This is a genomic window from Saccharothrix variisporea, assembly GCF_003634995.1.
In the GTDB taxonomy this organism is placed as follows: domain Bacteria; phylum Actinomycetota; class Actinomycetes; order Mycobacteriales; family Pseudonocardiaceae; genus Actinosynnema; species Actinosynnema variisporeum.
On the sequence record NZ_RBXR01000001.1, the window covers coordinates 4,513,852 to 4,536,481 of the forward strand.

General features: G+C 72.0%; 18 protein-coding genes, 1 tRNA gene, 2 pseudogenes and 1 riboswitch. Of the genes and pseudogenes, 5 read left to right on the forward strand and 16 right to left on the reverse strand.

Annotated features, from left to right (window positions below; all coding sequences use genetic code 11):
- Positions 1 to 348 precede the first annotated feature (348 nt).
- Entirely contained in the window at positions 349 to 588 is a 240-nt protein-coding gene (locus DFJ66_RS20045; protein WP_121223225.1) for a hypothetical protein, read from the forward strand.
- Here the strand turns inward: DFJ66_RS20045 and pth are convergent.
- The 9 genes from pth to DFJ66_RS20090 all read right to left on the reverse strand — a co-directional run bounded on the left by pth (position 585) and on the right by DFJ66_RS20090 (position 10,892).
- Positions 585 to 1,154 (reverse strand): aminoacyl-tRNA hydrolase, encoded by a 570-nt coding sequence (gene pth / locus DFJ66_RS20050; protein ID WP_121223226.1) that lies wholly within the window; start codon positions 1,152 to 1,154, stop codon positions 585 to 587. The two genes, DFJ66_RS20045 and pth, sit on opposite strands and share 4 nt — an antisense overlap.
- Positions 1,144 to 1,659, reverse strand: a complete 516-nt coding sequence (locus DFJ66_RS20055; protein ID WP_121223227.1) for a DivIVA domain-containing protein — start codon at positions 1,657 to 1,659, stop codon at positions 1,144 to 1,146. Before DFJ66_RS20055 ends, pth begins: the two co-directional genes overlap by 11 nt.
- Before the next feature lie 58 nt (positions 1,660 to 1,717).
- A complete protein-coding gene (locus tag DFJ66_RS20060; RefSeq protein ID WP_121223228.1) occupies positions 1,718 to 2,326 on the reverse strand; it encodes a 50S ribosomal protein L25/general stress protein Ctc in 609 nt (202 codons plus the stop codon).
- Between the two features lie 135 nt (positions 2,327 to 2,461).
- A complete protein-coding gene (locus DFJ66_RS20065; protein WP_147459314.1) occupies positions 2,462 to 4,876 on the reverse strand; it encodes a hypothetical protein in 2,415 nt (804 codons plus the stop codon).
- A gap of 70 nt (positions 4,877 to 4,946) precedes the next feature.
- A complete protein-coding gene (locus DFJ66_RS20070) occupies positions 4,947 to 5,918 on the reverse strand; it encodes a ribose-phosphate diphosphokinase (protein ID WP_121231446.1) in 972 nt (323 codons plus the stop codon).
- 14 nt (positions 5,919 to 5,932) lie between these two features.
- Entirely contained in the window at positions 5,933 to 7,414 is a 1,482-nt protein-coding gene (glmU, locus tag DFJ66_RS20075) for a bifunctional UDP-N-acetylglucosamine diphosphorylase/glucosamine-1-phosphate N-acetyltransferase GlmU (protein ID WP_121223230.1), read from the reverse strand.
- A 393-nt stretch (positions 7,415 to 7,807) separates the two neighbouring features.
- A complete protein-coding gene (locus tag DFJ66_RS20080; RefSeq protein ID WP_246029832.1) occupies positions 7,808 to 9,580 on the reverse strand; it encodes a GGDEF domain-containing protein in 1,773 nt (590 codons plus the stop codon).
- A tRNA-Gln gene (locus DFJ66_RS20085) sits at positions 9,551 to 9,621 on the reverse strand. Before DFJ66_RS20085 ends, DFJ66_RS20080 begins: the two co-directional genes overlap by 30 nt.
- Before the next feature lie 125 nt (positions 9,622 to 9,746).
- On the reverse strand, positions 9,747 to 10,892 hold the full coding sequence (locus DFJ66_RS20090; protein ID WP_121223232.1) for an alpha/beta hydrolase family protein: 1,146 nt from the start codon (positions 10,890 to 10,892) through the stop codon (positions 9,747 to 9,749).
- A gap of 165 nt (positions 10,893 to 11,057) precedes the next feature.
- Between DFJ66_RS20090 and DFJ66_RS20095 the strand changes: the two genes are divergently transcribed.
- Positions 11,058 to 12,017 carry an acyl-CoA desaturase gene (locus DFJ66_RS20095; RefSeq protein ID WP_121223233.1) on the forward strand — a complete coding sequence of 320 codons (960 nt, stop codon included), beginning with the start codon at positions 11,058 to 11,060 and terminating at the stop codon, positions 12,015 to 12,017.
- A 104-nt stretch (positions 12,018 to 12,121) separates the two neighbouring features.
- A complete protein-coding gene (locus DFJ66_RS20100; RefSeq protein WP_121223234.1) occupies positions 12,122 to 12,718 on the forward strand; it encodes a TetR/AcrR family transcriptional regulator in 597 nt (198 codons plus the stop codon).
- Positions 12,719 to 13,145: 427 nt separating this feature from the next.
- Here the strand turns inward: DFJ66_RS20100 and DFJ66_RS20105 are convergent, their stop codons facing one another.
- Positions 13,146 to 14,960: an ABC-F family ATP-binding cassette domain-containing protein gene (locus DFJ66_RS20105; protein ID WP_121223235.1), complete on the reverse strand. Its 1,815-nt coding sequence runs from the start codon at positions 14,958 to 14,960 to the stop codon at positions 13,146 to 13,148.
- A gap of 79 nt (positions 14,961 to 15,039) precedes the next feature.
- Positions 15,040 to 16,005, reverse strand: coding sequence for a 4-(cytidine 5'-diphospho)-2-C-methyl-D-erythritol kinase (locus DFJ66_RS20110; protein WP_121223236.1), 966 nt, complete (start codon positions 16,003 to 16,005; stop codon positions 15,040 to 15,042).
- Positions 16,006 to 16,063: 58 nt separating this feature from the next.
- On the opposite strand from DFJ66_RS20110, the pseudogene DFJ66_RS45470 reads away from it, so the two are divergent.
- A pseudogene (locus DFJ66_RS45470) lies at positions 16,064 to 16,342 on the forward strand (DUF4184 family protein); the annotation flags it as partial.
- A 73-nt stretch (positions 16,343 to 16,415) separates the two neighbouring features.
- A complete protein-coding gene (locus DFJ66_RS45065) occupies positions 16,416 to 16,778 on the forward strand; it encodes a DUF4184 family protein (RefSeq protein WP_121223237.1) in 363 nt (120 codons plus the stop codon).
- A gap of 5 nt (positions 16,779 to 16,783) precedes the next feature.
- Here the strand turns inward: DFJ66_RS45065 and DFJ66_RS20125 are convergent, their stop codons facing one another.
- The 5 genes and pseudogenes from DFJ66_RS20125 to DFJ66_RS45070 all read right to left on the reverse strand — a co-directional run bounded on the left by DFJ66_RS20125 (position 16,784) and on the right by DFJ66_RS45070 (position 22,395).
- Positions 16,784 to 17,599 carry a MetQ/NlpA family ABC transporter substrate-binding protein gene (locus DFJ66_RS20125; protein WP_121223238.1) on the reverse strand — a complete coding sequence of 272 codons (816 nt, stop codon included), beginning with the start codon at positions 17,597 to 17,599 and terminating at the stop codon, positions 16,784 to 16,786.
- A 397-nt stretch (positions 17,600 to 17,996) separates the two neighbouring features.
- On the reverse strand, positions 17,997 to 18,683 hold the full coding sequence (locus DFJ66_RS20130) for a methionine ABC transporter permease (protein ID WP_121223239.1): 687 nt from the start codon (positions 18,681 to 18,683) through the stop codon (positions 17,997 to 17,999).
- Positions 18,680 to 19,690 (reverse strand): methionine ABC transporter ATP-binding protein, encoded by a 1,011-nt coding sequence (locus DFJ66_RS20135; RefSeq protein WP_121223240.1) that lies wholly within the window; start codon positions 19,688 to 19,690, stop codon positions 18,680 to 18,682. The genes DFJ66_RS20130 and DFJ66_RS20135 overlap by 4 nt, the downstream gene beginning before the upstream one ends.
- Before the next feature lie 213 nt (positions 19,691 to 19,903).
- A riboswitch (SAM riboswitch) is annotated at positions 19,904 to 19,994 on the reverse strand.
- Between the two features lie 86 nt (positions 19,995 to 20,080).
- Positions 20,081 to 20,959, reverse strand: a complete 879-nt coding sequence (rsmA, locus tag DFJ66_RS20140) for a 16S rRNA (adenine(1518)-N(6)/adenine(1519)-N(6))-dimethyltransferase RsmA (protein WP_121223241.1) — start codon at positions 20,957 to 20,959, stop codon at positions 20,081 to 20,083.
- Positions 20,960 to 20,968: 9 nt separating this feature from the next.
- Positions 20,969 to 22,395: pseudogene (locus DFJ66_RS45070) on the reverse strand (transglycosylase family protein).
- Between the last annotated feature and the right edge of the window lie 235 nt (positions 22,396 to 22,630).

Here is a 22,630-nt window from a genome sequence, read left to right on the forward strand (position 1 = left end):
GCCGGCCTGACGTGCGGGCCTGGGGTGCCGGTGTGACGGAGGTCGACTTAGTCGAGGCGTGGACCCGCTGGCTGTCCGGTCAGCGGGTCGACGGCCTGCTGCTGTGGGGGTGGCCGGTCCTGTACTGGGGCAGGCTGGGCAAGCTGCTCCAGTTCACGGCCGGCCTGGTCGTGGTGCTCGACCTGCTCGGCCCGGACCGCATCCGCCGCGGGCGGGGAGCCGTGGCACCTGCCCCGCGCCCTGTTCGTCCTGGGCTACCTCGGCTCCTGGAGGGGGGCGTTCGCGCTGTGGGCGGCGGCAGTCGACGACGAGGCGTCGCCGGCGCGCGCCGGCCTGTTCTTCGCCTGGATGGCGGGCGGTTTCGCGCTGATCACCTGGCTGGGGCGCCCCACCGCCGCCGTGTGGTCGACGCACGCGGTGGTCTCGGTGACGCTCGCCGTCCGGATCGGCTACGGCCTGGTGGTCACGGCCGTGGGTGCCGCGCCGGCGACGGCGTTCGGGCGCGGTGAGCGCGCGGACGTCCGCATCCGGTTCGCGTGCTTCGTGCTGTTCGTGGTCGGGTTCCAGTTCGACCTCGTGGCGTCCTAGTGGAACTTGTTCTGGGCCGCTTCCAGGCCCAGGTCCAGCAGGGCCTCGACGGCGTCCGCCGCCCGGTCCAGCTCGAACGCCAGTTCCTTGCGCTCGACCAGCGAGAAGTCGCGCAGCACGTAGTCCGCCGGGTCCATGCGGCCCGGTGGGCGGTCCACGCCGAAGCGGACGCGGTGGTAGTCCTTGGTGCCCAGCGACTTCGTGATCGAGCGCAGGCCGTTGTGGCCGTTCTCGCCGCCGCCGAGCTTCATCCGGATCGCGGCGAAGGGCAGGTCCAGCTCGTCGTGCACGACCACGATGTCCGCGGGCTGCACCTTGTAGAACCGGGCCGTGCCGGCGACCGGGCCGCCGGAGGTGTTCATGTAGCCGCGCGGCTTGGCCAGGACGACCTTGCGGGAGCCCAGCCGGCCCTCCAGCACCTCGGCGCCGCCCTTGTGCGCCTTGAACTTGCCGCCGATCCGGTCGGCGAGCACGTCGAGGACCATGAAGCCGACGTTGTGCCGGTTGCCCTCGTACTTCGGACCGGGGTTGCCCAGGCCCACGACCAGGGCGATGTCATCGGCCACGGAACCGCAACTCCTGCTCAAGCTCGTCCAACAGGGCGTCCACCGCGCGGGTCTGGTAGCCCCGCCGCAGGCCGGACGTGGTGCTGAACCTGGTGTGGCGGACCTCGGTGGACGTCATCCGGCCACGCCCGTCCAGGGAGGCGGCGGCCCGCGCGAGGAACGCGTCGACCTCGCCGCGATCGTAGCCGCCACCCGACCGGGGGATCTTCACCGCCAGCAGGTCCGCGCCGGTGCGCAGGCCGGTCGGCGGCACCAGCCCGGCCCGCAGCTGCCACTCCATGCGGGCCAGGAAGTCGTCCACGGACCGCTGGTCGTAGCCGCCGGGCACCTCGTGGAAGACGACCCGGCGCACCTGGTCGGGGTGCAGCTTCGTGCGCCCGGACAGGGCGTCGGCGATCCGGATCAGGAACGCGTCCACCTGCGCGGGGTCGTAGCCCTTGCCGCGCCTGCCGCGCGGGAAGGACGTCGAGCGCACCTGCGCCGGGCTCAGCGACGCGAACGGCACGCCGCCCCCACCCGGAGGCGGGGGTGACGTGCCGTTCGACCAGCCCGACGTGATGGGCTCAGCTCTCTTCGGTGGCCTCGGTGTCCGCGGCGGCCTCGCCCTCGCCACCGTCCAGCTCGGCGGCCGTCGGGGCGGCGTTCACGGCGAGGACCAGCGCCTCGGCGTCGGTCACCAGGCCGACACCGGAGGGCAGCTTCAGGTCGGACGCGTGGATCTGGGTGCCGGCCTCGACGCCCTCGATCGACAGCTCGATCTGCTCCGGGATGTGCAGCGCCTCGGCCTCGACCTGGACCGTGGTCAGGTCCTGGGTGACCAGGGTGGCGGCGGCGGGCTCACCGCTGACGACGATCGGCACGTCGACGGTGACCTTCTCGCCCCGCTGCACCAGCAGCAGGTCCACGTGCTCGATGTAGTTCTTGATCGGGTGCGTGGTGACGGTCTTGGTCAGCGCGAGTTCGCTCGTGGAGTCGATGTCCAGCGTCAGAACTGCGTTGTGACCGTGCTCGCGGACGACACGGGCGAACTCGAGCGCCGGCAGGGCCAGGTGCTTCGGGTCGGAGCCGTGGCCGTAGAGCACCGCGGGGATCTTTCCGGCACGACGGGTGCGGCGGGCGGCGCCCTTGCCGAACTCGGTGCGCTCCTCTGCGGCGAGACGGACCTCGGACACGGTGGGGCTCTCCTAACGGTCTGGCCTTGAAACGTCGGGCGGTACTCAAAGCGGGGTGCTGGCGGGTGTCGGCCTACGACGGCGGGCGGCGCGGAGAGGTGGGCACGCGCGGCATCACCACAACCGCCGCGTCGATCACGACAAGCGTGACGCTCGCCCTCGCCGAGGCAACCCGACCAGTGTAGGCCGATCCTCGGAACCGGTCCTAATCGGGGGTTCCCCAGCCGGGTTCGCCGCATTCGCGCCCGGCGGCGGATCCCAGCGGGCGACCTCGGCCGCGATCGCCGGAAGGGCCTCGGGCGCGACCCGGCGCACGGTGGCGACGAGGTGCTCCGGCCGGTCCTCGGCGACCAGGTACCGGGCGAGCACGCGGCGGGCCCGGAGGGGGTCGCGCCCGACCTCCCGCAGGGCGGCCCGCCGCAACCGCCGCAACGCCCGCTCCGGGTCCGGCGGCGACGGGGTGGGTGCGGCACCGACCGGGGCGCCACCCGCCACACCGACCGACACAGCGCCCTCGGTCGGCTCGGCCAGCGCGGCCGACAGCCGGGCGAGGCACTGGGCCTCCGCCTGGGCACGGGCGGCGTCCTCCCACCAGCGCAGCACCGCGGCCGCCCGTTCGTGGCCGCCGGCGGCCACGACCAGGGGCACCACCACGGTCAACGCCCGGACGCACGCCGCCGGATCGCGGATCCCGGTGACCAAGTGCTGGACGAAGTCCGGTTCGCGCGCCTCGACGGCCGCCTCGACCAGGGCGGCCAGTGCGCGGTCCCGGTGGATCGGCCCGGTGACGGCCACCGCGAGGTCGCGGGCGCTCGCGGTGTCGGCCCGCGCCGCCAGGGCCTCGGCCACGATCCGGAGGGCGTTGTCGCGCTTGCGAGCGGACGGGATCGACTCGGCGATCTCCCGAGCGCGGTCCACCTCGCCGAGCGCGAGCAGCGACCGGACCAGGGACGGCATGACGTCGACACCGTGCCCCGCGGTCCCGACCCGCTCCAGCAGCGCGCGGGCGTGGTCGGCGTGGCCCAAGTCGGCGGCGGCGCGGATCACCCGCTCCAGGGCGTGCACGCGGGTCCGCAGGACCGGCAAGCGGTCGGCGACCTCCGCCGCCCAGGCGAGGTGCCCGTGCCGCGCCGCCGCCTCGACCACCCGGAGCACCGCGTCCTCCCGCCGCGCCGGGTCGGTCGACTCGGCCAGTGCGCGGGCGTGCTCCAGCCGGCCCGCGATCGCCCACAGCGCGGGCGACCCGACCGGGTGGGTGGCCTCGATCCGCGACCGCAGCCGGATCCGGTGCACGGCGAGTCCGGCCACCTCGACGACGGGCGGGGTCCGACCCGAGGTCAGCTCCCGCTGGGCCCGGACGACCTCCGCGAGCGCCGCCGCGTCCCCGCCGGACACCGCCAGCAGTCGGGCGTGCCGGGCCGGGTCGGTGGCGCACGCGGTGAACGCCGCCGCGTCCCCGGTCTCGACCAGCCGGGCGAACCAGCCGCGCAGCAGGTACTCGGGGGTGTCCTCGGGCCAGCCGCGCGCCCGGTACGCCGCCGCCCACGCGTGCAGCCGATCCAGGTGCGCCGCCAGCCGAGCCGGCCCGAGCAGCTCGACCGCCTCCCGGTGCAGCTCCTCGTGGGCGAGCAGGAACACGGTCCGGTCCGGGCGGTGGTGGCCTTCGCGGCGGCTGAGGCTGCGGGCCGCGACGGTGCCCAGGAGGTCGTCCACCTCGCGGTAGGACCGGCCGGTCAGCTCGGCGAGGTCGGGCGCCGCCAGACCACCGCCCGCGGCGGTGAGCAGGCCCACCAGGTCCGCGGTCCGGTCGGTGGCGAGCAGCACCCGCAGCTCGCGCACCAGGTCGGCCTGCTCCACCCGGGCCGCGCGGCACCCGGCCAGCGGCCGGACCACCTCCGGTCGGCGCAGCGGGTGGTCGGCGGGGACGTCCGGAGGCACCGCCGGTTCCGGGCGGCCGGCCACGACGACCCGCAGGCCGTCGGGCGGCTCGACGGGCAGCAGGGCGGCGATGCTGTGCGCATCGGGGCCGTCGGTCACCCCGCGGTCCTCGTCGATGCCGTCCACGAGCAGCACCAGGTGTTCGCCGCGTCGCCGGCACTCCTGCGCCGCCCGCGCGAGGAGGTCGAGCAGGTGCGCTTCGCGGGTCGACTCGGTGAGCAGCGCGGGCAAGGCGCGGCCGTGCAGGGCCAGGAGCTGCTCCAGCACGTTCTCGACGAGCGCGACGCGGTCGTTCTGCGCGGCGTGGCGGCCGGTGACGAAGAACGACACGACCCGCACGCCGGGCGGCGGGTGCAGGGCGAACCACGCCATCAGCGCGGTCTTGCCCGACCACGGCCCGGCCTGCCACCAGCGGTAGGCGCCCGCGGTGTCCGGGGACGTGCAGAACCGGGCCAGCTCGGCCAGCTCGTCGTCCCGGTCGAGCAGTCGGGGCGGCGCCATCCGCGCGACCTGCCGGTGGTAGGCCGTCTCGACCGGGTCTGCCGCCGGCACCACCAGGTCGCCGCCGACCACGCCGACCTGGATGATCCGGGACGCCTCGGACCCGGTCACGACGTTGAACGCGGGAAGTCCCCGCGCACCGGACTCCGGCACACGGGGACTTCCGGGGTCTAACACGTGCTCAGGCGTTGCCGTCGAACAGGCTCGTCACCGAGCCGTCCTCGAAGACCTCCTGGATCACGCGCGCCAGCAGCGGTGCGATCGGCAGCACGGTCATCGCGTCGAAGCGCTTCTCCGCCGGGATCGGCAGGGTGTCGGTGAACACGACCTCGCGGGCGCCGCAGTCGCGCAGCCGGTCCACCGCCGGGCCGGACAGGACCGGGTGGGTGGCGGCGATGACCACGTCGGACGCGCCCTCGGCCAGCAGCTGCTCCACGGCCTTGGTGATGGTGCCGCCGGTGTCGATCATGTCGTCGATGACCACGCACAGCCGGCCCTCGACCTGGCCCACCACGCGGTTGGCGACGACCTCGTTCGGGCGCAGCGGGTCGCGGGTCTTGTGGATGAACGCGATGGGCGCGCCGCCCAGGGTGTCGGCCCACTTCTCGGCCAGCTTGGTGCGGCCCGCGTCCGGGGACACCACGGTCAGCTCGCGGCCCGCGTACTTGTCGCGGATGTGCTCGGCCAGCAGCGGCATGGCCCACAGGTGGTCCACCGGGCCGTCGAAGAAGCCCTGGATCTGGGCGGTGTGCAGGTCGACGGCGACCAGGCGGTCCGCGCCCGCGGTCTTGAACAGGTCGGCCACCAGGCGGGCCGAGATCGGCTCACGGCCGCGGTGCTTCTTGTCCTGCCGCGCGTACGGGTAGAACGGCATGATCACGGTGATGCGCTTGGCGGAGGCCCGTTTGAGCGCGTCCACCATGATCAGCTGCTCCATCAGCCACTGGTTGATGGGCGCGCAGTGGGACTGGATGACGAACGCGTCGCACCCGCGCACGGACTCCTCGAACCGCACGAAGATCTCGCCGTTGGCGAAGTCGTAGGCCGACTGCGGGGTCACCGACACGTTGAGGTGCTTGGCCACCTGCTCGGTCAGCTCGGGGTAGGCGCGACCGCCGAAGAGCATCAGGTTCTTCTTCGGGGTACCGGGCATGGTGGGGTTCACGGTCAACGCCCTTCCTCGGCGGTTGTCTCGGCATTCTGCGACGCCAGGGCGTCCTGTGCCGCTTGAGCGGCGGCCGTGCCGGGCCTGCGGTCCAGGACCCAGCCGGCGAGGTTGCGCTGCGGGCCGCCGGACACGGCCAGCGCGCCCGGGGGCACGTCGCGGCGCACGACGGTCCCGGCGCCGGTGTACGCGCCGTCCCCGACGGTGACGGGGGCGACGAACATGTTGTCCGAGCCCGTGCGGGCGTGGGACCCGATGACGGTGCGGTGCTTGTTCACGCCGTCGTAGTTCACGGTGACGCTGGCCGCGCCGATGTTGGAGTGCTCGCCGATGGTGGCGTCGCCGATGTAGCTCAGGTGCGGGACCTTGGAGCCGGTGCCGATGTCGGAGTTCTTGACCTCGACGAACGTGCCGATCTTGCCGTCTGCGCCGAGCTTGGTGCCGGGCCGCAGGTAGGCGAACGGTCCGACCGACGCGCCCGCGCCGATCTGCGCGCCGGTGCCGTGCGTGCGCACGACGGAGGCGCCCGCGCCGATGGAGCAGCCGCTGAGCGTGGTGTCCGGGCCGACCACCGCGCCCTCGCCGACGACCGTGCCCGCGCGCAGCTGCACGCCCGGCTCGATTACGGCGTCACGACCGAGCCGCACGTCCGCGTCCAGCCAGGTGGTGGCCGGGTCGACCACGGTCACGCCCTCGCGCATCCACCGCTCGACGATCCGGCGGTTGAGCTCGGCGCCCAGCCGGGCGAGCTGGACGCGGTCGTTCACTCCCTCCACCAGCCACGGATCGGTGGTGACCACCGCGCCGACGCGCTTGCCGTCGCCGCGCGCGATGGACAGCACGTCGGTCAGGTACAGCTCGCCCTGGGCGTTGTCGGTGGACAGGCGGGAGAGCCCGTCGCGCAGCACCTCGGCGTCGAACGCGTAGACGCCGGAGTTGATCTCGTTGACGGCCCGCTGCTGCGGGGTGGCGTCCTTCTGCTCGACGATCGCCGCGACCTCGCCGGACTCGGTGCGGATGATCCGGCCGTAGCCGGTCGGGTCCGGGACGACGGCGGTGAGCACGGTGACGGCGTTGCCCGCCTTCCCGTGCTGGACGAGCAGGTCGCTCAGCGTGGCGGCGTCCAGCAGCGGGACGTCGCCGTAGGTGACCAGGACGGTGCCGGTCAGGTCGGCGGGCAGCTCGGCCAGGCCGCACCCGACCGCGTGACCCGTGCCCTTCTGCTGCTCCTGCACCGCGACGGTGACCTTGCGGTCCAGCGCGTGCGACAGGCTGTCGAGGTGCTCGGTGACCGCGGCGCGGCCGTGTCCGACGACGACGGCCAGGTGGTCGGGATCGGTCCCGGCGGCGGCGCGGACCGCGTGCTCCACGAGGGAGCGACCGGCGATCCGGTGCAACACCTTGGGGGTGGCTGAGCGCATGCGGGTGCCTTCACCCGCTGCGAGGACGATCGTGCTGACTGGGGTGGGGACACCCTCGAGCATCAGCGCTCTCCCTAGCTGAGTGCGTGCCTGCCAGCGGGAAGGCCTGGCTCCCGCCAGATGCTGATACTAAGCCTCCGAGGAGGCCTCACCCGCCCCGGCGGCAACCTGGCAGTTACCTGCCGGACCCCGTTCCGACACCGCTCGGACGCCCCTCCGGACCGCCCCGAACAGCCGCGACACCCCGCCGCCGACCGGCCCGCGGACGGATCCGGGACACGGGGATGGCAAGCGCCCCAGCGCATCCACGCCCGCCACCCCGCGGAATCCCCGCCGATCGGGTGACCGAACCATTGGTCCGGACCACGCCGCCGAACCGGACACCGCCGCCGCCACCGGTGTGCCCGCAATCACGGCGGGCGACCACGAACCGTGCCGACCCCGCCACCGAGCGCCTCAGCTCTCGGCCGACGCCTCGCCCTCGACCGCCGCCACCCGGCAGCCGCCGCGCCGCTTGGCCAGGTACATCGCCGAGTCCGCCCGCGCCAGCGCCTGGTGCGCCGACTCGCGGGGCCGCACCGAGATCACGCCCACCGACAGCGTCACCCCGCGCGAGAGGTCCGCCGGCAGGGCCGCCACCGCGTCCACCGCCCGGCCCAGCGCCGCCTCCGCCGCGTGCAGGGGCGCGCCGGGCAGCAGGACCACGAACTCGTCACCGCCGTACCGCGCGACCAGGTCGTCCCCGCGCAGCGCCTGCCGCAGCGTCGAGGCGATCACCCGCAGCACGTCGTCACCCTCGGCGTGCGAGTGCTTGTCGTTGACGACCTTGAACCCGTCCAGGTCGACGAGGGCGATCGCCATGGGGTGCGTCTGCGCGCTGATCAGCGCGCCCAGCCGGTCGTCCAGCGCCCGCCGGTTCGGCAAGCCGGTCAACGGGTCCTGCAGGGCCTGCTGCGCGATGGCGCCGTGCGCCCGGGTCAGCCGCTCGTGGTCGCGCCGGGTGACCAGGGTGGCGGTGCGGGCCTCCTGCATCTGCCACAGCTCCACCTCCAGCGCGTTCGCGTAGGACTGCAACGCGCTGGTCGTGTGCTCCCCGTGCGGACCGGACAGCTGCGCGTACTCGCGCACCAGGCACAGCATCAGCGTCGGCTCGGACGTGTCGTGCTCCAGCCGGGTCCGCGCGTCCGCCAGCACCTGCAACGCCTGCTGCGGCAGCTCCTCCAGCGCCAGGCAGCGGGACAGGGCGATGGACACGATGATCAGCTCGCGCGCGTACATCGACAGCTCGCGCAACCGCCACAGCGGCGCGATGTGCTCGGGCCCCGGCTTGGCCAGCGCGTGCGCGGCGCCGATGACCGGCACCTGCTCGGCCGCCGACCGGTCCCGCCGGCCGGGGTGCAGGGACTCGCGGAACGGCCCCTCGACGGCCTCGGCGATCGCGGACGCGGTGGCGAACTTGGTCGCCGCCTCCTCCAGGTTGTCCACGCGCTCCAGCCGCAGGCCCCAGCCGATGAGCATCCGGGCCCGGTTCATCAGGTGGATGTAGATCAGGTGCGGACCGGCGCTGTCCCGGATCGCGTTGTGCGCCCGCGCCAGCACCTGGTCGGCCATCTCGTAGACGCCGAGCTGGGTGAGCACCAGGCCCGTGCTCTGCAGGGCGCTGGCCAGCAGCCGGTCCCAGGTGCGCTTGTCCAGCACCGGGTCGGGGGTGAGGTCCTCGTCGAGCATGGCCAGGCCGCTGGCGACCTCGGTCAGCGCCTTGTCCTCGAACCCGCCGAGCAGGTACCGCCGGCCGCGCAGCGCGTGCGCCTCGGCCTCCAGCACGACCAGGCCGTGCCGGCGGGTGTGGGCGAGCAACTCGTCCAGCATGGAGTCGGACATGTCCACGAGACCGGGCGTGACCAGCCGGACCACCGCCGCCGCGCGCAGCAGCTGGCCGACGATCCGCGGTTCACCGCGGGCCTGCGCCTCGGCCAGGAGCTTGTCGACCTCGTGGGTCGCCTCCAACTGGTCGGAGAGGTGGCTGCTCTGGGCCACGGCGACAAGCTCGGACGCGCGGCCGACCAGCCACGCGTCGGACATCTCGTGGAGCGCCGGCACCACGTTGCCCTGCTCGTCGACCGCTTCCTCGTGCAGCGACTCACACCCCCATGCAGACGCAGGGTCACCGGGCCGGACGCCCCGGCTCGGCCGCTCTCGCTCCGCCACCAGGATTCGAACCTGGACCATCGGAACCAAAATCCGAGGTGCTGCCTTTACACCATGGCGGATCGGGCGAGGAGCCCTCGCCCGTGCGACCACATGTTGTCATGAGTGGTCCCACCAGGTCAGCACGACCACTCAACTGGCCGCAATCTCACGGTAACCCGATCATGACCCTTCGTGTTTCCGCAGGTCACGACGGTTCGTTGAGAGAACCCACAAATTCGGTCACGATCCGCTCGTACGCGGCGGGATCGACGTTCCAGGCCGCCGTGTGGTCCGCGGCGGGCACTTCGACGTACCTCATCGGCCACCCGAGCCGGTGCGAGGCCGCCGCCAGGTCCCGCGACGCCGACACCGGGACCGTCCCGTCCGCGCCGCCGTGGAACAGCAGCGTCCGGGGCTTGTGCGCGGGCGGGTGGTCGACCAGGTCGAACCGCTCGAACTCCAGGTCCGCCCGCCAGTCCGAGACGAGCTCGGCCACCGGCACCAGCTGCGTCGGCACCCCGCGGTTGCGCGACTGCAACTCCAGCGTCCTGGTCCAACTGGTCACGGGGGCGTCCAGCACCACGGCCACGACCTCGTCGGCGTCCGCCGACCGCCCCAGGAACTGCCCCACGATCGCCCCGCCCATCGACCACCCGTAGAGCACCACGTCCCGCGCGCCGTGCTCCCGCGCGTACCGGACGGCCGCCTCGACGTCCCGCCACTCGGTGTCACCCAGGTGGAACAGCCCGTCCGGCGAACGGGGTGCGCCGGCGTCGTTGCGGTAGGTCACCGCCAGAACGGGTAACCCGGCCCCGTGCAGCGCGGGAACGACCCGCAGTGCCTCGGTCCGGGACCCACCCCGACCGTGCACCGCGACCACCCACGTCGACGACGTGCCGGGCACCAGCCAGGCCGGCGCGTCGCCCAACTCCGTGCGCACCACGACGTCCCGGTACTCCAGCCCGAGCGCCGCTTTCGGGTCACCGGTCCACACGGCCGTCTCCATGCGCACCTTCGCCCCGACGGCCGGCGGGGAACCCACCAACTCGCGCGTCACCACACCGCCCGAGCGCCCGGTGATCCCACCGACCCGGGCCGCGCCGTCGGGCCACACAAGGCCCCACGTGCCCGGCAACACACTGACGCGGGATTCCGCCAGCGAGACGGTCCCGTCACCCACCCCGGTGACGGTCTCCGGATACCCGGGACGCGCCCGAGCAGGCTCCAACAACTGCCCGCTGTAGTACCAGCCGACGCCGATCAAGCCACCGCTGACCAGCAACAACAGCACAACGACCACAACCACGACGATCCGCAACCGACGTCTGCGGCGAACGTTCGGTGTCCCCATCACCGAATGATGCGCCCACCGTGATCGACACGCCCGGGAACCTGAGAACACGCCGTGAGTTTCGGCCCGGGTGTGGCGGCACGAGCCGAACCTAACTTACGCTTCCGTAAGTTACGGTTCCGTAGGTAGCCGTGATCTTTGCCCCCGAAAACAAGAGGTAGACGTATGACCAGCACCCTGGAGAGCAGGCAAACGCCGCGCGGTCCGGAAGACAAAGGCCCCAAGCCGATGATCGACGGCCGTCGCGGCCACGTGGAGCAACTCGGCGTCTACGTGTTCGTGGTCGTGCCGTTCCTGGCCCTGATCGCGGCGGTGCCGTTCGCCTGGGGGTGGGGGCTGGGCTGGCTGGACGTCGCGTTGTTCGTGGCGTTCTACTACCTGTCCGGCCTCGGCGTGACCATCGGCTACCACCGGTACTTCACGCACGGCTCGTTCAAGGCGAACCGGGCGCTCAAGATCGGCCTGGCCATCGCGGGCAGCATGGCGCTGCAGGGCCCGGTGATCGTCTGGGTCGCCGACCACCGCCGTCACCACGCCTTCTCCGACCGCGAGGGCGACCCGCACTCGCCGTGGCTGTTCGGCTCCGGCCCGGTCGCCCTGGCCAAGGGCTTCTGGCACGCCCACATGGGCTGGCTGTTCGAGCGCGACAAGACCAACGCGCAGCGCTTCGCGCCGGACCTGCTGGCCGACGACGACCTCGTGAAGGTCGACAAGCTCTTCTGGCTGTGGACCACGATCAGCCTGCTCGCTCCGGGGGTGCTGGGCGGCCTGATCACGATGTCCTGGGCCGGCGCGCTGTCCGCGTTCTTCTGGGCGGGCCTGGTGCGCGTGGCGTTCCTGCACCACGTCACGTGGTCGGTGAACTCGATCTGCCACATGGTCGGCGACCGCCCCTTCGCGGCCCGCGACCGCTCCGCCAACGTCTGGGCGCTGGCGATCCTGTCCTTCGGCGAGTCCTGGCACAACCTGCACCACGCCGACCCGACCTGCGCGCGCCACGGCGTGAAGCGGGGCCAGATCGACACCTCCGCCAGGCTCATCTGGCTGTTCGAGAAGTTCGGCTGGGCCCGTGACGTGCGATGGCCGACCGAGCAGCGCCTGGCCCGGATCAGCGTCAAGAAGTGAATGGTTCACCCGCCCCTCGCCGACTTGGTGAGGGGCGGGTGTTTAGGGTGACCGGAGTGGCGGGACGACGGCGAGCAGACGACACCCCGGTCCCGCGCGTGCGGATGACCGGCAAGGAACGACGCGAACAACTCCTCGACGTGGCCCGCGCATTGTTCGCCGAGAAGGGCTTCGAGGTCACCTCGATCGAGGAGATCGCCCACCGCGCGGGCGTCTCGAAGCCGGTGGTGTACGAGCACTTCGGCGGCAAGGAAGGCATCTACGCGGTGGTCGTGGACCGCGAGATGCAGTACCTGATGGACCACATCGTCAACGCCCTGTCCGGCGGCCACCCCCGAGAACTCCTGGAACAGGCGGCCTGTGCCCTGCTCGACTACATCGAGGGCTCCACGGACGGCTTCCGCATCCTGGTCCGCGACTCCCCCGTGGCGTCCTCGACCGGCACCTTCTCGTCCCTGCTGAACGACATCGCGAGCCAGGTCGAGTCCATCCTGGGCCTGCACTTCTCGAGACAGGGCTACGACCGCAAACTGGCCGCGCTGTACAGCCAGGCCCTGGTGGGGATGGTCGCACTGACCGGCCAGTGGTGGCTGGAGGTCAGGAAGCCGAAGAAGGACGAGGTAGCGGCCCACCTGGTGAACCTGGCCTGGAAGGGCCTCTCCCACATGGACCACAAACCCCGCCTACGCACCCGCCGCTAGCAACCAGCCACCCGGCAGTGCACCACCGGCGCGCCCCCACCGGCAGTGCACCACCCGACGCGCCCCACAAACCCAGCCCGCCGGTCCCAACCACCGGCCGCCGGCCCACGCACCCACGCCCACCCACCGCGCGCGCCGAAGGCGCAAGGCCGGGCTGCCAGCCACGGGAAGGGCCTCGGTTTCTTCCCCCCGTACGGCCTGGGCGCAGCCCAACCGCGCTTGGCCCGTTTCCGCAACCAGCTTTACCGGTTGCGGAAACGGGCCAAGGGTGGTTGCCTCCGGCAGGCCGTACGGGGGGAAGAAACTGACGCCCTTCCCACCCCCGGGGGCCTGCCGCGCGGCGAGCGCCGCTTCTAGCTTTTGGCTTTTGGCTTTTGGCTTTTGGCTTTTGGCTTTTGCAGTGAGCTCTGGACTTCGGCTTTTGGGCTCAGCCCTCCGCAGTCTCCGCCGCCTCCAGCCACTGCGCCTCGACGTCCTCCGCCTCCGTCAGCACGGCCTTCAACTCGGCGTCCAACGCCAACAGCCGCTCCGGATCCGTAGCCGCCTCCGCCAGCTTGGCGTGCAGCTCGGCCTCCTTCTTGTGCAGCTGCTCCAACCGCCGCTCCAACCGCGCCAACTCCTTGCGCGCCGCCCGCTGATCAGCCGCCGAAGAAGGCGCCTTCGCACCACCGCCCGCAGCCCCACCCGCAGCCCCACCCGCAGCCCCACCGGCAGCGGTCTTCGGAGCCGTCGAGGCCGCCGCGGCCGCGTCCCGCCGCCGCAGGTACTCCTCGATCCCGCCCGGCAGGTCGGTCAACCGCCCGTCCCCGAACAACGCCACGACCTGGTCGCACACCCGTTCCACCAGGTACCGGTCGTGCGAGATCACCACCAGCGTCCCGGGCCACGAGTCCAGCAGGTCCTCCAGCTGCTGCAACGTGTCGATGTCCAGGTCGTTGGTCGGCTCGTCCAGCAGCAGCACGTTCGGCTCGGCCATCAGCAACCGGCACAGCTGCAACCGCCGCCGCTCGCCGCCGGACAGGTCCCCGACCGGCGTCCACTGCCGCTGCGACGAGAACCCGAACCGCTCCGCCAGCTGCGACGCGGACATCTCCTGCTTGCCCAGCACGACCCGCCGCGCCACCTCCTCCACGGCCTCCAGGACCCGCATCGACCCGTCCAGGTCGTGCAGCTCCTGCGAGAGGTGCGCGAGCTTCACGGTCTGCCCCTGCACCCGACGACCCGCGTCCAGCTCGCGCTCACCGGCCAACGCGCGCAGCAACGTGGTCTTGCCGGACCCGTTCACGCCCACGATCCCGACCCGGTCACCCGGTCCGACCCGCCAGGTCAGGTCCTCCACCAGCACCCGCTCCCCCACGGTCAGGGTCGCGTCCTCCAGCTCCAGCACCGTCCGCCCCAGCCGCCGCTTGGCGAAGGCCAGCAGCTCGACCGAGTCGCGCGGCGGCGGCACGTCCGAGATCAGGGCCTCGGCCGCCTCGATCCGGTAGCGGGGCTTGGACGTCCGCGCGGGCGCGCCCCGGCGCAGCCACGCCAGCTCCTTGCGGGCCAGGTTGCGCCGCTTCTCCTCGATCGCGTCGGCCAGCCGGGCGCGCTCGGCGCGGGCGAAGATCCAGTCCGCGTACCCGCCCTCGTACTGCTCGACGCGCCCGCCGACGACCTCCCACGTGCGCGTGCACACCGTGTCCAGGAACCACCGGTCGTGGGTCACGACCACCAGCGCGGTGCGGCGGGCCAGCAGGTGGTCGGCCAGCCAGCGGACACCCTCGACGTCCAGGTGGTTGGTCGGCTCGTCCAGCACGACCAGGTCCAGCTCCCGCACCAGCGCCGCCGCCAGCGCGACCCGCCGCCGCTCGCCACCGGACATGGTGCCCACGACCGAGTCCAGCCCCAGCGCGGTGATGCCCAGCCCGTCGAGGATGTTGCGCACCCGCGCGTCCGCCGCCCACTCGTGTTCGGCGTCGAACCCCAACGGGTCGATCACGGCGTTGCGGACCGTCGAGTCCGGCGGCAGTTCGGTGCGCTGCGTGACGACCGCCATCCGGACGTCGCGCTGTCGGCTGACGCGCCCGTCATCCGGTTCGGCGAGACCCGCGAGCACCTCCAGCAGCGTGGTCTTGCCACCGCCGTTGAGCCCGACGACCCCGATCCGGTCACCTTCACCGACCCCGAGCGACACCGAGTCCAGCAGCGGACGCACACCGAACGACTTGGAGACCGTCTCCAAGTTGACCAAGTTGGCCATCAACACAACCTTCGACTAGTCACAGGCAAAGTCAGGCCGGGTCACGCGAGACCCCAGGCGTGCATCCCAGGCGTGCACCTCAGGCGTGCACCTCGGGCGGCGTCGGCCGCGGAGCCTCCTCCACCCCGACGACCCGCGCCCCGGGCACCGGCCCCTGGGCCACCCGCACCGTCCGGCACACCCCGGCACCGGCCAACTCGGCCGCCACGCGGACCGCCGAGTCGCCGTCCGTGCACAGGAACGCGCACGTCGGCCCCGACCCGGACACCATGCCCGCCAGCGCACCCGCGTCCACCCCGGCGCGCAACGTGCGGCGCAGGTTGGGGCGCAGGGACACGGCGGCGGCTTGGAGGTCGTTGCCCAGCAGCAGCGCGAGCTGCCGCGGGTCGCCCGACGCCAGACCCTCCAGCACGGCCTCGGCCGGCCCGACCCGGGGCGGGTCGCCGTCGACCCGCAGCCGGTCCAGCTCGCCGAACACCTCGGGCGTGGACAGGCCGCGCCGGTCGAACGCGAGCACCCAGTGGAACGTGTGCCGGGCCAGCACGGGGACGATCTGGTCGCCCCGGTCGGTGCCCAGCGCGGTGCCGCCGTAGAGGGCGAACGGGACGTCCGCGCCGATCTTGGCGGCCAGGCCGGCCAGCTCGTCGCGCCCGATCTCCAGCCGCCACAGCGCGGCCAGCCCGACCAGCGTGGCGGCGGCGTCGGCACTGCCGCCGGCCATGCCGCCCGCGACCGGGATGGACTTGCGGATCACCACCCGCACCTTCGGGTCCTCCACGTCCCGGCCGACGTGGGCGGCCAGCGCGCGCACGGCCTTCCACGCCAGGTTGGACGGCCCGGTGGGCACGGCGTCCGCACCCTCCCCGTGCACCTCGACCCCGGGGTCGTCGGCGACCGCGACCGTCACCTCGTCGGTCAGGGACAGCGCCTGGAAGATGGTGACCAGGTCGTGGTAGCCGTCCGCGCGCGTCTCCCCGACGGCCAGGTGCAGGTTGACCTTGGCCGGGACGCGGACGGTGACCGGTGGCGGAACGACGGCGAGCACATAAGAAGCCTACGGGCTTTGCCCAACAATCGACCGAGTGCCGTTCACCGTCTCCCACGTGGCCGCCGTCGTCCCCCTCGCCCGCCGCCCGCTGGTCCCGTCCGCCCTGGTCATCGGCTCGATGGCACCGGACCTGCCCTACTTCGCGGCCATGCACCCGTGGGGCGCCGAGCTGACCCACACGTGGTGGGGAACCGCCCTGGTAGACGTGCCGATCACGCTGATCGCCCTTTACCTCTACCGCACGCTCCTACACGAACCGGTGATGGCACTGGCGCCCGAGCGCGTGCGCTTGAGGGCAGCCGGCCTCCCCGCCCCGCGGTTCAGCGCCGTGATGCTGCTCTCCGCGTTCCTCGGCGCGCTCACCCACGTCCTGTGGGACGGCTTCACCCACTCGGACGGCTTGGGCCCTGCGCTTCGTCCCCGCACTCGGCCACGACGTCGTCCCAGGCCTGGGCGGGTACAAGGTCGCGCAATGGCTCAGCGGCCTGTTCGGCGCTCTGGTCCTGGCCTGGTGGTGCCGCCGCGAACTGTCCCGCGCCCCCGAACTCCCCGTCCCCGACCACTGCGCCCCGCCGGCCCGACCCGCCCTCGTCCGCGCCGGGGTCGTCGCGTTCGCGCTGGTCTTCACGGCCCTGGTGATCGACGGTCCCGCGCCCGAGGACTACCTGGTGGACGGCGTGATCGCGGTCCTCAGCGGCCTGACCGTCGCCCTGGCCCTCTACAAAGCACTGCGCGCCCTCGGCCGGAGTCGAGAGCGCGCAGTGGGGTAGCCGGCTCAGACCGCCAGCACGGACCCCGAGAAGGTCTGCTTGATGTAGTCCTTCACCTGCTGCGACTGGAGCAGCTCCAGCAGGTCCTTGATCCGCTTGTCGTCCTTCAGCTCGGCCCGCGTGACCAGGCCGTTCGCGTTCGGGTTGCCCTCGGCCTTCTCCAGCGCCAGGGCGTCGTTCGCGGGCTTGAGGCCGGCGTCGATGGCGTAGTTGCCGTTGACGACGGAGGCGTCGGTGTCCTCCAGCGACCGGGGCAGCTGGGCCGCCTCGAGCTCGACGAACTCCAGGTTCTTGGGGTTGTCGGCGATGTCCTTGATGGTCGCGGTCTTCTCGGCGCCCGCCTTGATCTTGATCAGGCCGTTGTCCTGGAGGAGCCGAAGCCCGCGAGCCTCGTTGGTGGCGTCGTTCGCGACCGCGACCCGGGCGCCGTTGGGCAGGTCGGACAGCTTCTTGTGCTTCTTGGAGTACACGCCCAGCGGCTCGATGTGGACCGGCCCGATCCACTCCAGCTTCGCGCCGCTCTCGGCCTTGAAGGTCTCCAGGTAGGGCACGGTCTGGAAGTAGTTGGCGTCCAGCGACCCGTCCACGAGGGCGGTGTTGGGCTGGACGTAGTCGGTGAACTCGACGACCTCGATCTTGAGGCCCTTGTCCTTGGCCAGGTTGTCCGCGACGTAACGCAGCACCTGGGCGTGCGGGACGGGGCTCACGCCCACCTTGAGCGCCGCGTTCGGATCCGAAGCGGCACCGCCGGTCTGACCGCTCCCGCAGCCGACCGCGGTCAGCAGCACGGCTACGAGGGCAGCACCAATACGCCTACGCATGGGAAAATTTTCCTTCAGTGAACTAAAAATTTCAGTCGGGTGGAGGGTGTGGAGCAAGAACGAGACGGGCGGCCGGGTTCGAGCAGGTCGAGGCCGGTTCCAGCGGGACCACCGGGCTCCGCGACAGGGGCGGGACCCCGGGTTCCTGACGGGCTTCCGGCGGAGGACCGGCTGTCCGACGGGCTTCCGGCGGAGGACCGGGGTCCGGCTGGGCGGCCGGGCCTGGTCCCGACCCCGCCCGGTTCCGAGCGGTTTCAAGCGGCTCCGCCCGGTTTCAAGCGGGTTCGAGCGGCTCCGAGCGGTTTCAAGCGGGTTCGAGCGGTTGCAGGCGGATACAAGTGGGTTCGAGGGGGTTCGAGTGGCGCCGAGACGGGGTCCGGGGCCGGGGTCGGGCGGGTCAGACGGAGGATGCGTGGCGGCGTCGGTCCACGGCTCGTGCCACGCGGTTGGAGATCAGTTGGATGAGCGTCGCGATCACCGCCAGGACCGCGACCGTGCTCCACAGGTACCGGTCGTCGAAGCGTTGGTAGCCCATGCGCACGGCCACGTCGCCGAGGCCGCCGCCGCCCACCACCCCGGCCAGTGCGGAGTAGCCGAGGATCGCGATGGCGGTGACCCCGATGGCGTTGATCATCGCGGGCAGCGACTCGCGCATCAGGACCGAGCGGACGATCTTGGCCGTGGAGGCACCGGTGGTTACCGCGGCCTCCACCACCGAGAAGTGGACTTCCGCCAGCACGTTCTGCACCAGCCGGCCGACGAACGGGATCGCGCCCACCGCGAGCGGGACGATCGCCGCCGTCGGTCCGATGGTGTTGCCCAACAACAAGCGGGTGAACGACATCAGCAGGATCAGCAGGACCAGGAACGGCATCGACCGCCCCAGGTCCACGACGAAGCCGAGCAGGTTGTGCACCACCGGCTTCGGCCGCAGCCCACCGGGGGCGGTGAGCTGCAGCCAGATGCCGACGGGAATGCCGAGCAGCACAGCGATCAGGGTGGAGACGGCCACCATGTACAACGTCTGCCCGGTGGCGACCAGGACGCCGTCGAACACGGTGGGCCAGGGTGTTGCAGACCTCACGCAGCTACTCCCTGCGGACCGGTCAGGGTCCGCCGCACTGCCCCACCCGCGTCCGCGATGAATTCGAGCGCCGAGTCGGCGCGTTCTCCGTTCAGGCCGACGCGGAAGCGCGCGACCGGGGTTTCGCCGAGCCGGGTCAGGCCGCCGCCGAGCAGGTTCAGCTCGACGCCGAACCGGTTGGTGGCCTCCGGCAGCAGCGCGCCCACCGCGGCGAAGCCGACCAGCACCACGTCGGCGACGCGGTCGTAGGCCTTCTCGGCGGCCGGGTTCTGGTCGACGGCGGGCAGCAGCGACGAGGCCGTGCGGGAGCCGGCGTCGGCGATGAGCTCGAGCACCTTGCCGTGCTCGACCACGCGGCCGTCCTCCAGCACCGCGACGTCGTCGCAGATCTTGCGGACCACGCCCATGTCGTGGGTGACCACGAGCACCGTCACGCCCAGCTCGGCCCGCGCGCGGTCCAGCACGGTCAGCACGGAGCCGGTGGTCTCGGGGTCCAGGGCGGAGGTCGGCTCGTCGGCCAGCAGCACCGACGGGCTGGCCGCCAGGGCGCGGGCGACGGCGATGCGCTGGCGCTGGCCGCCGGAGAGCTGGTCGGGGTAGACGCCCGCCTTGTCGGTCAGGCCGACCAGGTCGAGCAGTTCGGCGACGCGGGTGCGGCGCTGCGGCCCGGGGACGCCCGCGGACTCCAGCGGCAGCGCCACGTTGCCCGCGGCGGTGCGCTGGCGCAGCAGCGAATCCCCTTGCGGCACAACGCCGATCTGGCGGCGGGCGTTGCGCAGCGCGGTGCCGCCGAGGGAGACCAGGTCGGTGCCGTCGACGCGGATCGCGCCGCTGTCGGGGCGCTCCAGGAGCGCGACGCACCGGGCCAGGGTGGACTTGCCCGCCCCGCTGGGGCCGACGACGCCGAGGACGGTGCCCGCGGCGACGTCCAGGTTCACGCCGTCCAGCGCGCGAACCTGACCGGTACTCCCGGGAAAGGTCTTGGTGAGGTTCTCGACAGTGATCACGTTTTCGCTCCACGACTGCACGCGGCAGCGCACGCTCGTGGCGTGCGCGTCCGGGGACTCAGCTCAGGTAGATGCCCCGCGCGGAAAGCGCGATGGGCGGCGAGGACTTGAGAAGGCGCCTAGGCTTCTAGTAGCTGCGACAGCCCGATACCGTGCGGCGGCCGTGGTCGACGACTCGCCGTCGAGTGAGCATTCGCATCCTGGGCACGTGATCCTCCATCGATCCTGGCTGAAGCACCTGCCCCATGGGGGGTGGTTGCTGCGGCGTCGTAGAGCCAGGTCTCTCGGCCGCTCGGGATGGCAGCACGAGTACACCCGACGGACCTGCCCCAACGCAAGCCTGGACGCGGATCGTTCGTCAAATCACACTTTCGGCCGAAAGATCACCGGCTAGTTTCGTGAGGCAGCTTCGGCTATCCGGACGAAGTCGCCGACGTCCAGTTGTTCGCCGCGCGCTCCCGGGTCGACGCCCGCGCTGACCAGCAGCCGCTCGGCCTCGGCCGCCGACCCCGCCCACCCGGCCAGTGCGCCGCGCAGCACCTTGCGCCGCTGCGCGAAAGCCGCGTCCACCAACGAGAAGAGCACCTTCTGGTCCACTGTGGACAGCGGGGCGTGGCGCTCGAACGCGACCAGCGCGGAGTCCACGTTCGGCACCGGCCAGAACACCTGCCGCGACACCGGACCGGCGCGGCGGGCGTCGGCGTACCAGGCGAGTTTCACGCTCGGGACGCCGTAGACCTTGCTCCCCGGACCCGCCGCCATGCGGTCGGCGACCTCCGACTGGACCATCACCAGCCCGGTGCGCAGCGTCGGCAGTTCGGCCAACAGGTGCAGCACCACGGGGACCGCCACGTTGTAAGGGAGGTTGGCGACCAGGGCGGTGGGCTCGACCGGGAACCGGTCGGCCGTGACGCGCATCGCGTCGGCCTCGATCACGGTCAGCCGGGAAGCCAGCTCCGGCGCGCGCTCGGCGGCGGTTCGAGGGAGCCGCCGGGCCAGCACGGGGTCGATCTCGACGGCCACCGTGGCGCGGCAGGAGGGCAGCAACGCCAGCGTCAGGGAGCCCAGGCCGGGGCCGACCTCCAGGACCACGTCGTCGGGCCGCAGATCCGCCGAAGCCACGATCTTGCGCACGGTGTTGGGGTCGTGCACGAAGTTCTGCCCCAGCTTCTTGGTGGGGCGGATGTCCAGCTCGGCGGCCAGCCGACGAACGTCAGCAGGGCCGAGGAGCGCACTCCCCGGCCCTGCTGACGATGAAGCGTCACTCACAGGTGAAATTTACGGCAGGCCCAGCTTCGCCTGGCAGTGGGGCCACGCCGAGTAGCCGCCGCGGGCGTCGCGGAGCTTGGTGGCGATGGCGATCTGCTGCTCGCGGGTGGCCTGGTGGGGGTACTCGGCGTACTGCTGGCCGCCGTACGCGTCCCACGTGCCCTTGTTGAACTGGAGGCCGCCGTAGTAGCCGTTGCCGGTGTTGATGGCCCAGTTGCCGGTCGCCTCGCAGTAGGCCAGGCGGTCCCAGATCTCGCCGTCCGGCGGGAGCTTGGTGCCGACCTTGACCTTCTTCGGCTTGGCCTCCTTGGTGACCTTCGCGCCCAGCTTCTCGCGGTTGGTCTCCTGGCCGTTCTTGATCGTCACGCGGTAGGTGACGATCTGCTCGCCGGCCTCGCCCGGGTCCAGGACCTCCTTGGACCCCTTCATCATCGTGTCGTCCGGGACCTCCTCGACGGGCGGCGCGATGGCCTCCGTCGCGTTGATCACCGACACGCCGGTGCGCGAGATGTGGACCTCGGCGCCGTTGGTGATGCGCAGGTCGCCCGCGGTCTCCAGCTTGTCGTCCGGGCCGAGCGTGAGGTTCTGCGTCTTCAGCAGCTCGTCCACCGTCACGGCGGTGGTCTGGATCTGCCGGGGCTCGGTGCCGCCGTCGTACAGCGTGATCGTCTTGAGGCTCTTGACCTCGAGCGACATGCCGGACAGCGGGACGTCCATGTTGCGGTCGGCCGAGAGCCAAGCGCCCTCGTCGTTGACCTTGAGCTGGTCCAGGGCCTCGTCGACGGTGACGGAGCGGACCCAGCCCTCGCGCTGCTCGCCGTCGACGGTGAGCTTGACCAGGCGACCGCGGTCCAGCGAGATCTTGCCGCCGTCGGCGACCTTCGCCTGGGGGACGGGCTGAGCGCGTCGTGCTCGCCGATCGTGATGCCCTCGTCGGCGAGGATCTCGCCGACCGTGGACTCGTAGGTGTGGACCGTCTTGGCCTCGCCGTCGACGTCGACGGTCACGGCCTTGTCCATCGCGATGGCGGTGGCGCCGCCGCCGGAGATGCCCACCAGGACGGTGGCGACGGCGGCCTTGAGGAAGCGGCGCTTCCACTTCCCGGCGGCCTCGACCAGGGCGGCGGGCGGTGCGCTGGGCTGCTCGACAGCCAGGCCGCCCGCGACGCGGTCCTGGGAGACCTCGTCCGGGATGATGATCGGGGGGAGGAGCGTCGTCTCGGCGTTGATGAGCTTGATCAGCTCGTCGACGTCGACGTTCGCGTTGGCCAGCAGTTCGTCCGCGTCGGGTCCGAGGACCTCGAGGACGTCGTCCGGCGTGATGCTGAAGACCGTGGTCTCCCAGTCGGACCAATCGGGCTCGGGTCTGTCCAGGACATCGACGCTGGTCGATTTCACGGGCGTAAACCAGTCGGTGTCCTCGTTGAACGAGTTCACGGGGTTCCATACCTCCTGAAGGCGCGAAGCCGTGCTCCGCGCACGTTCGGTGTCGGCGGTCAGCTGGTGATCTCCGGCAACTCCCGTGCGTGTCGACTTCTCGCTTCTGGCAACTAGACCCGCCCCGACTGCGGGTGCGCCCCACCGGACTTCAAACGTGGGGCACGGTCACGGGACCGTAACGGGTGCGCGGGGGTTGTGCAAACACCCCGATCAGTGTTGTGAGTTCGCTCAC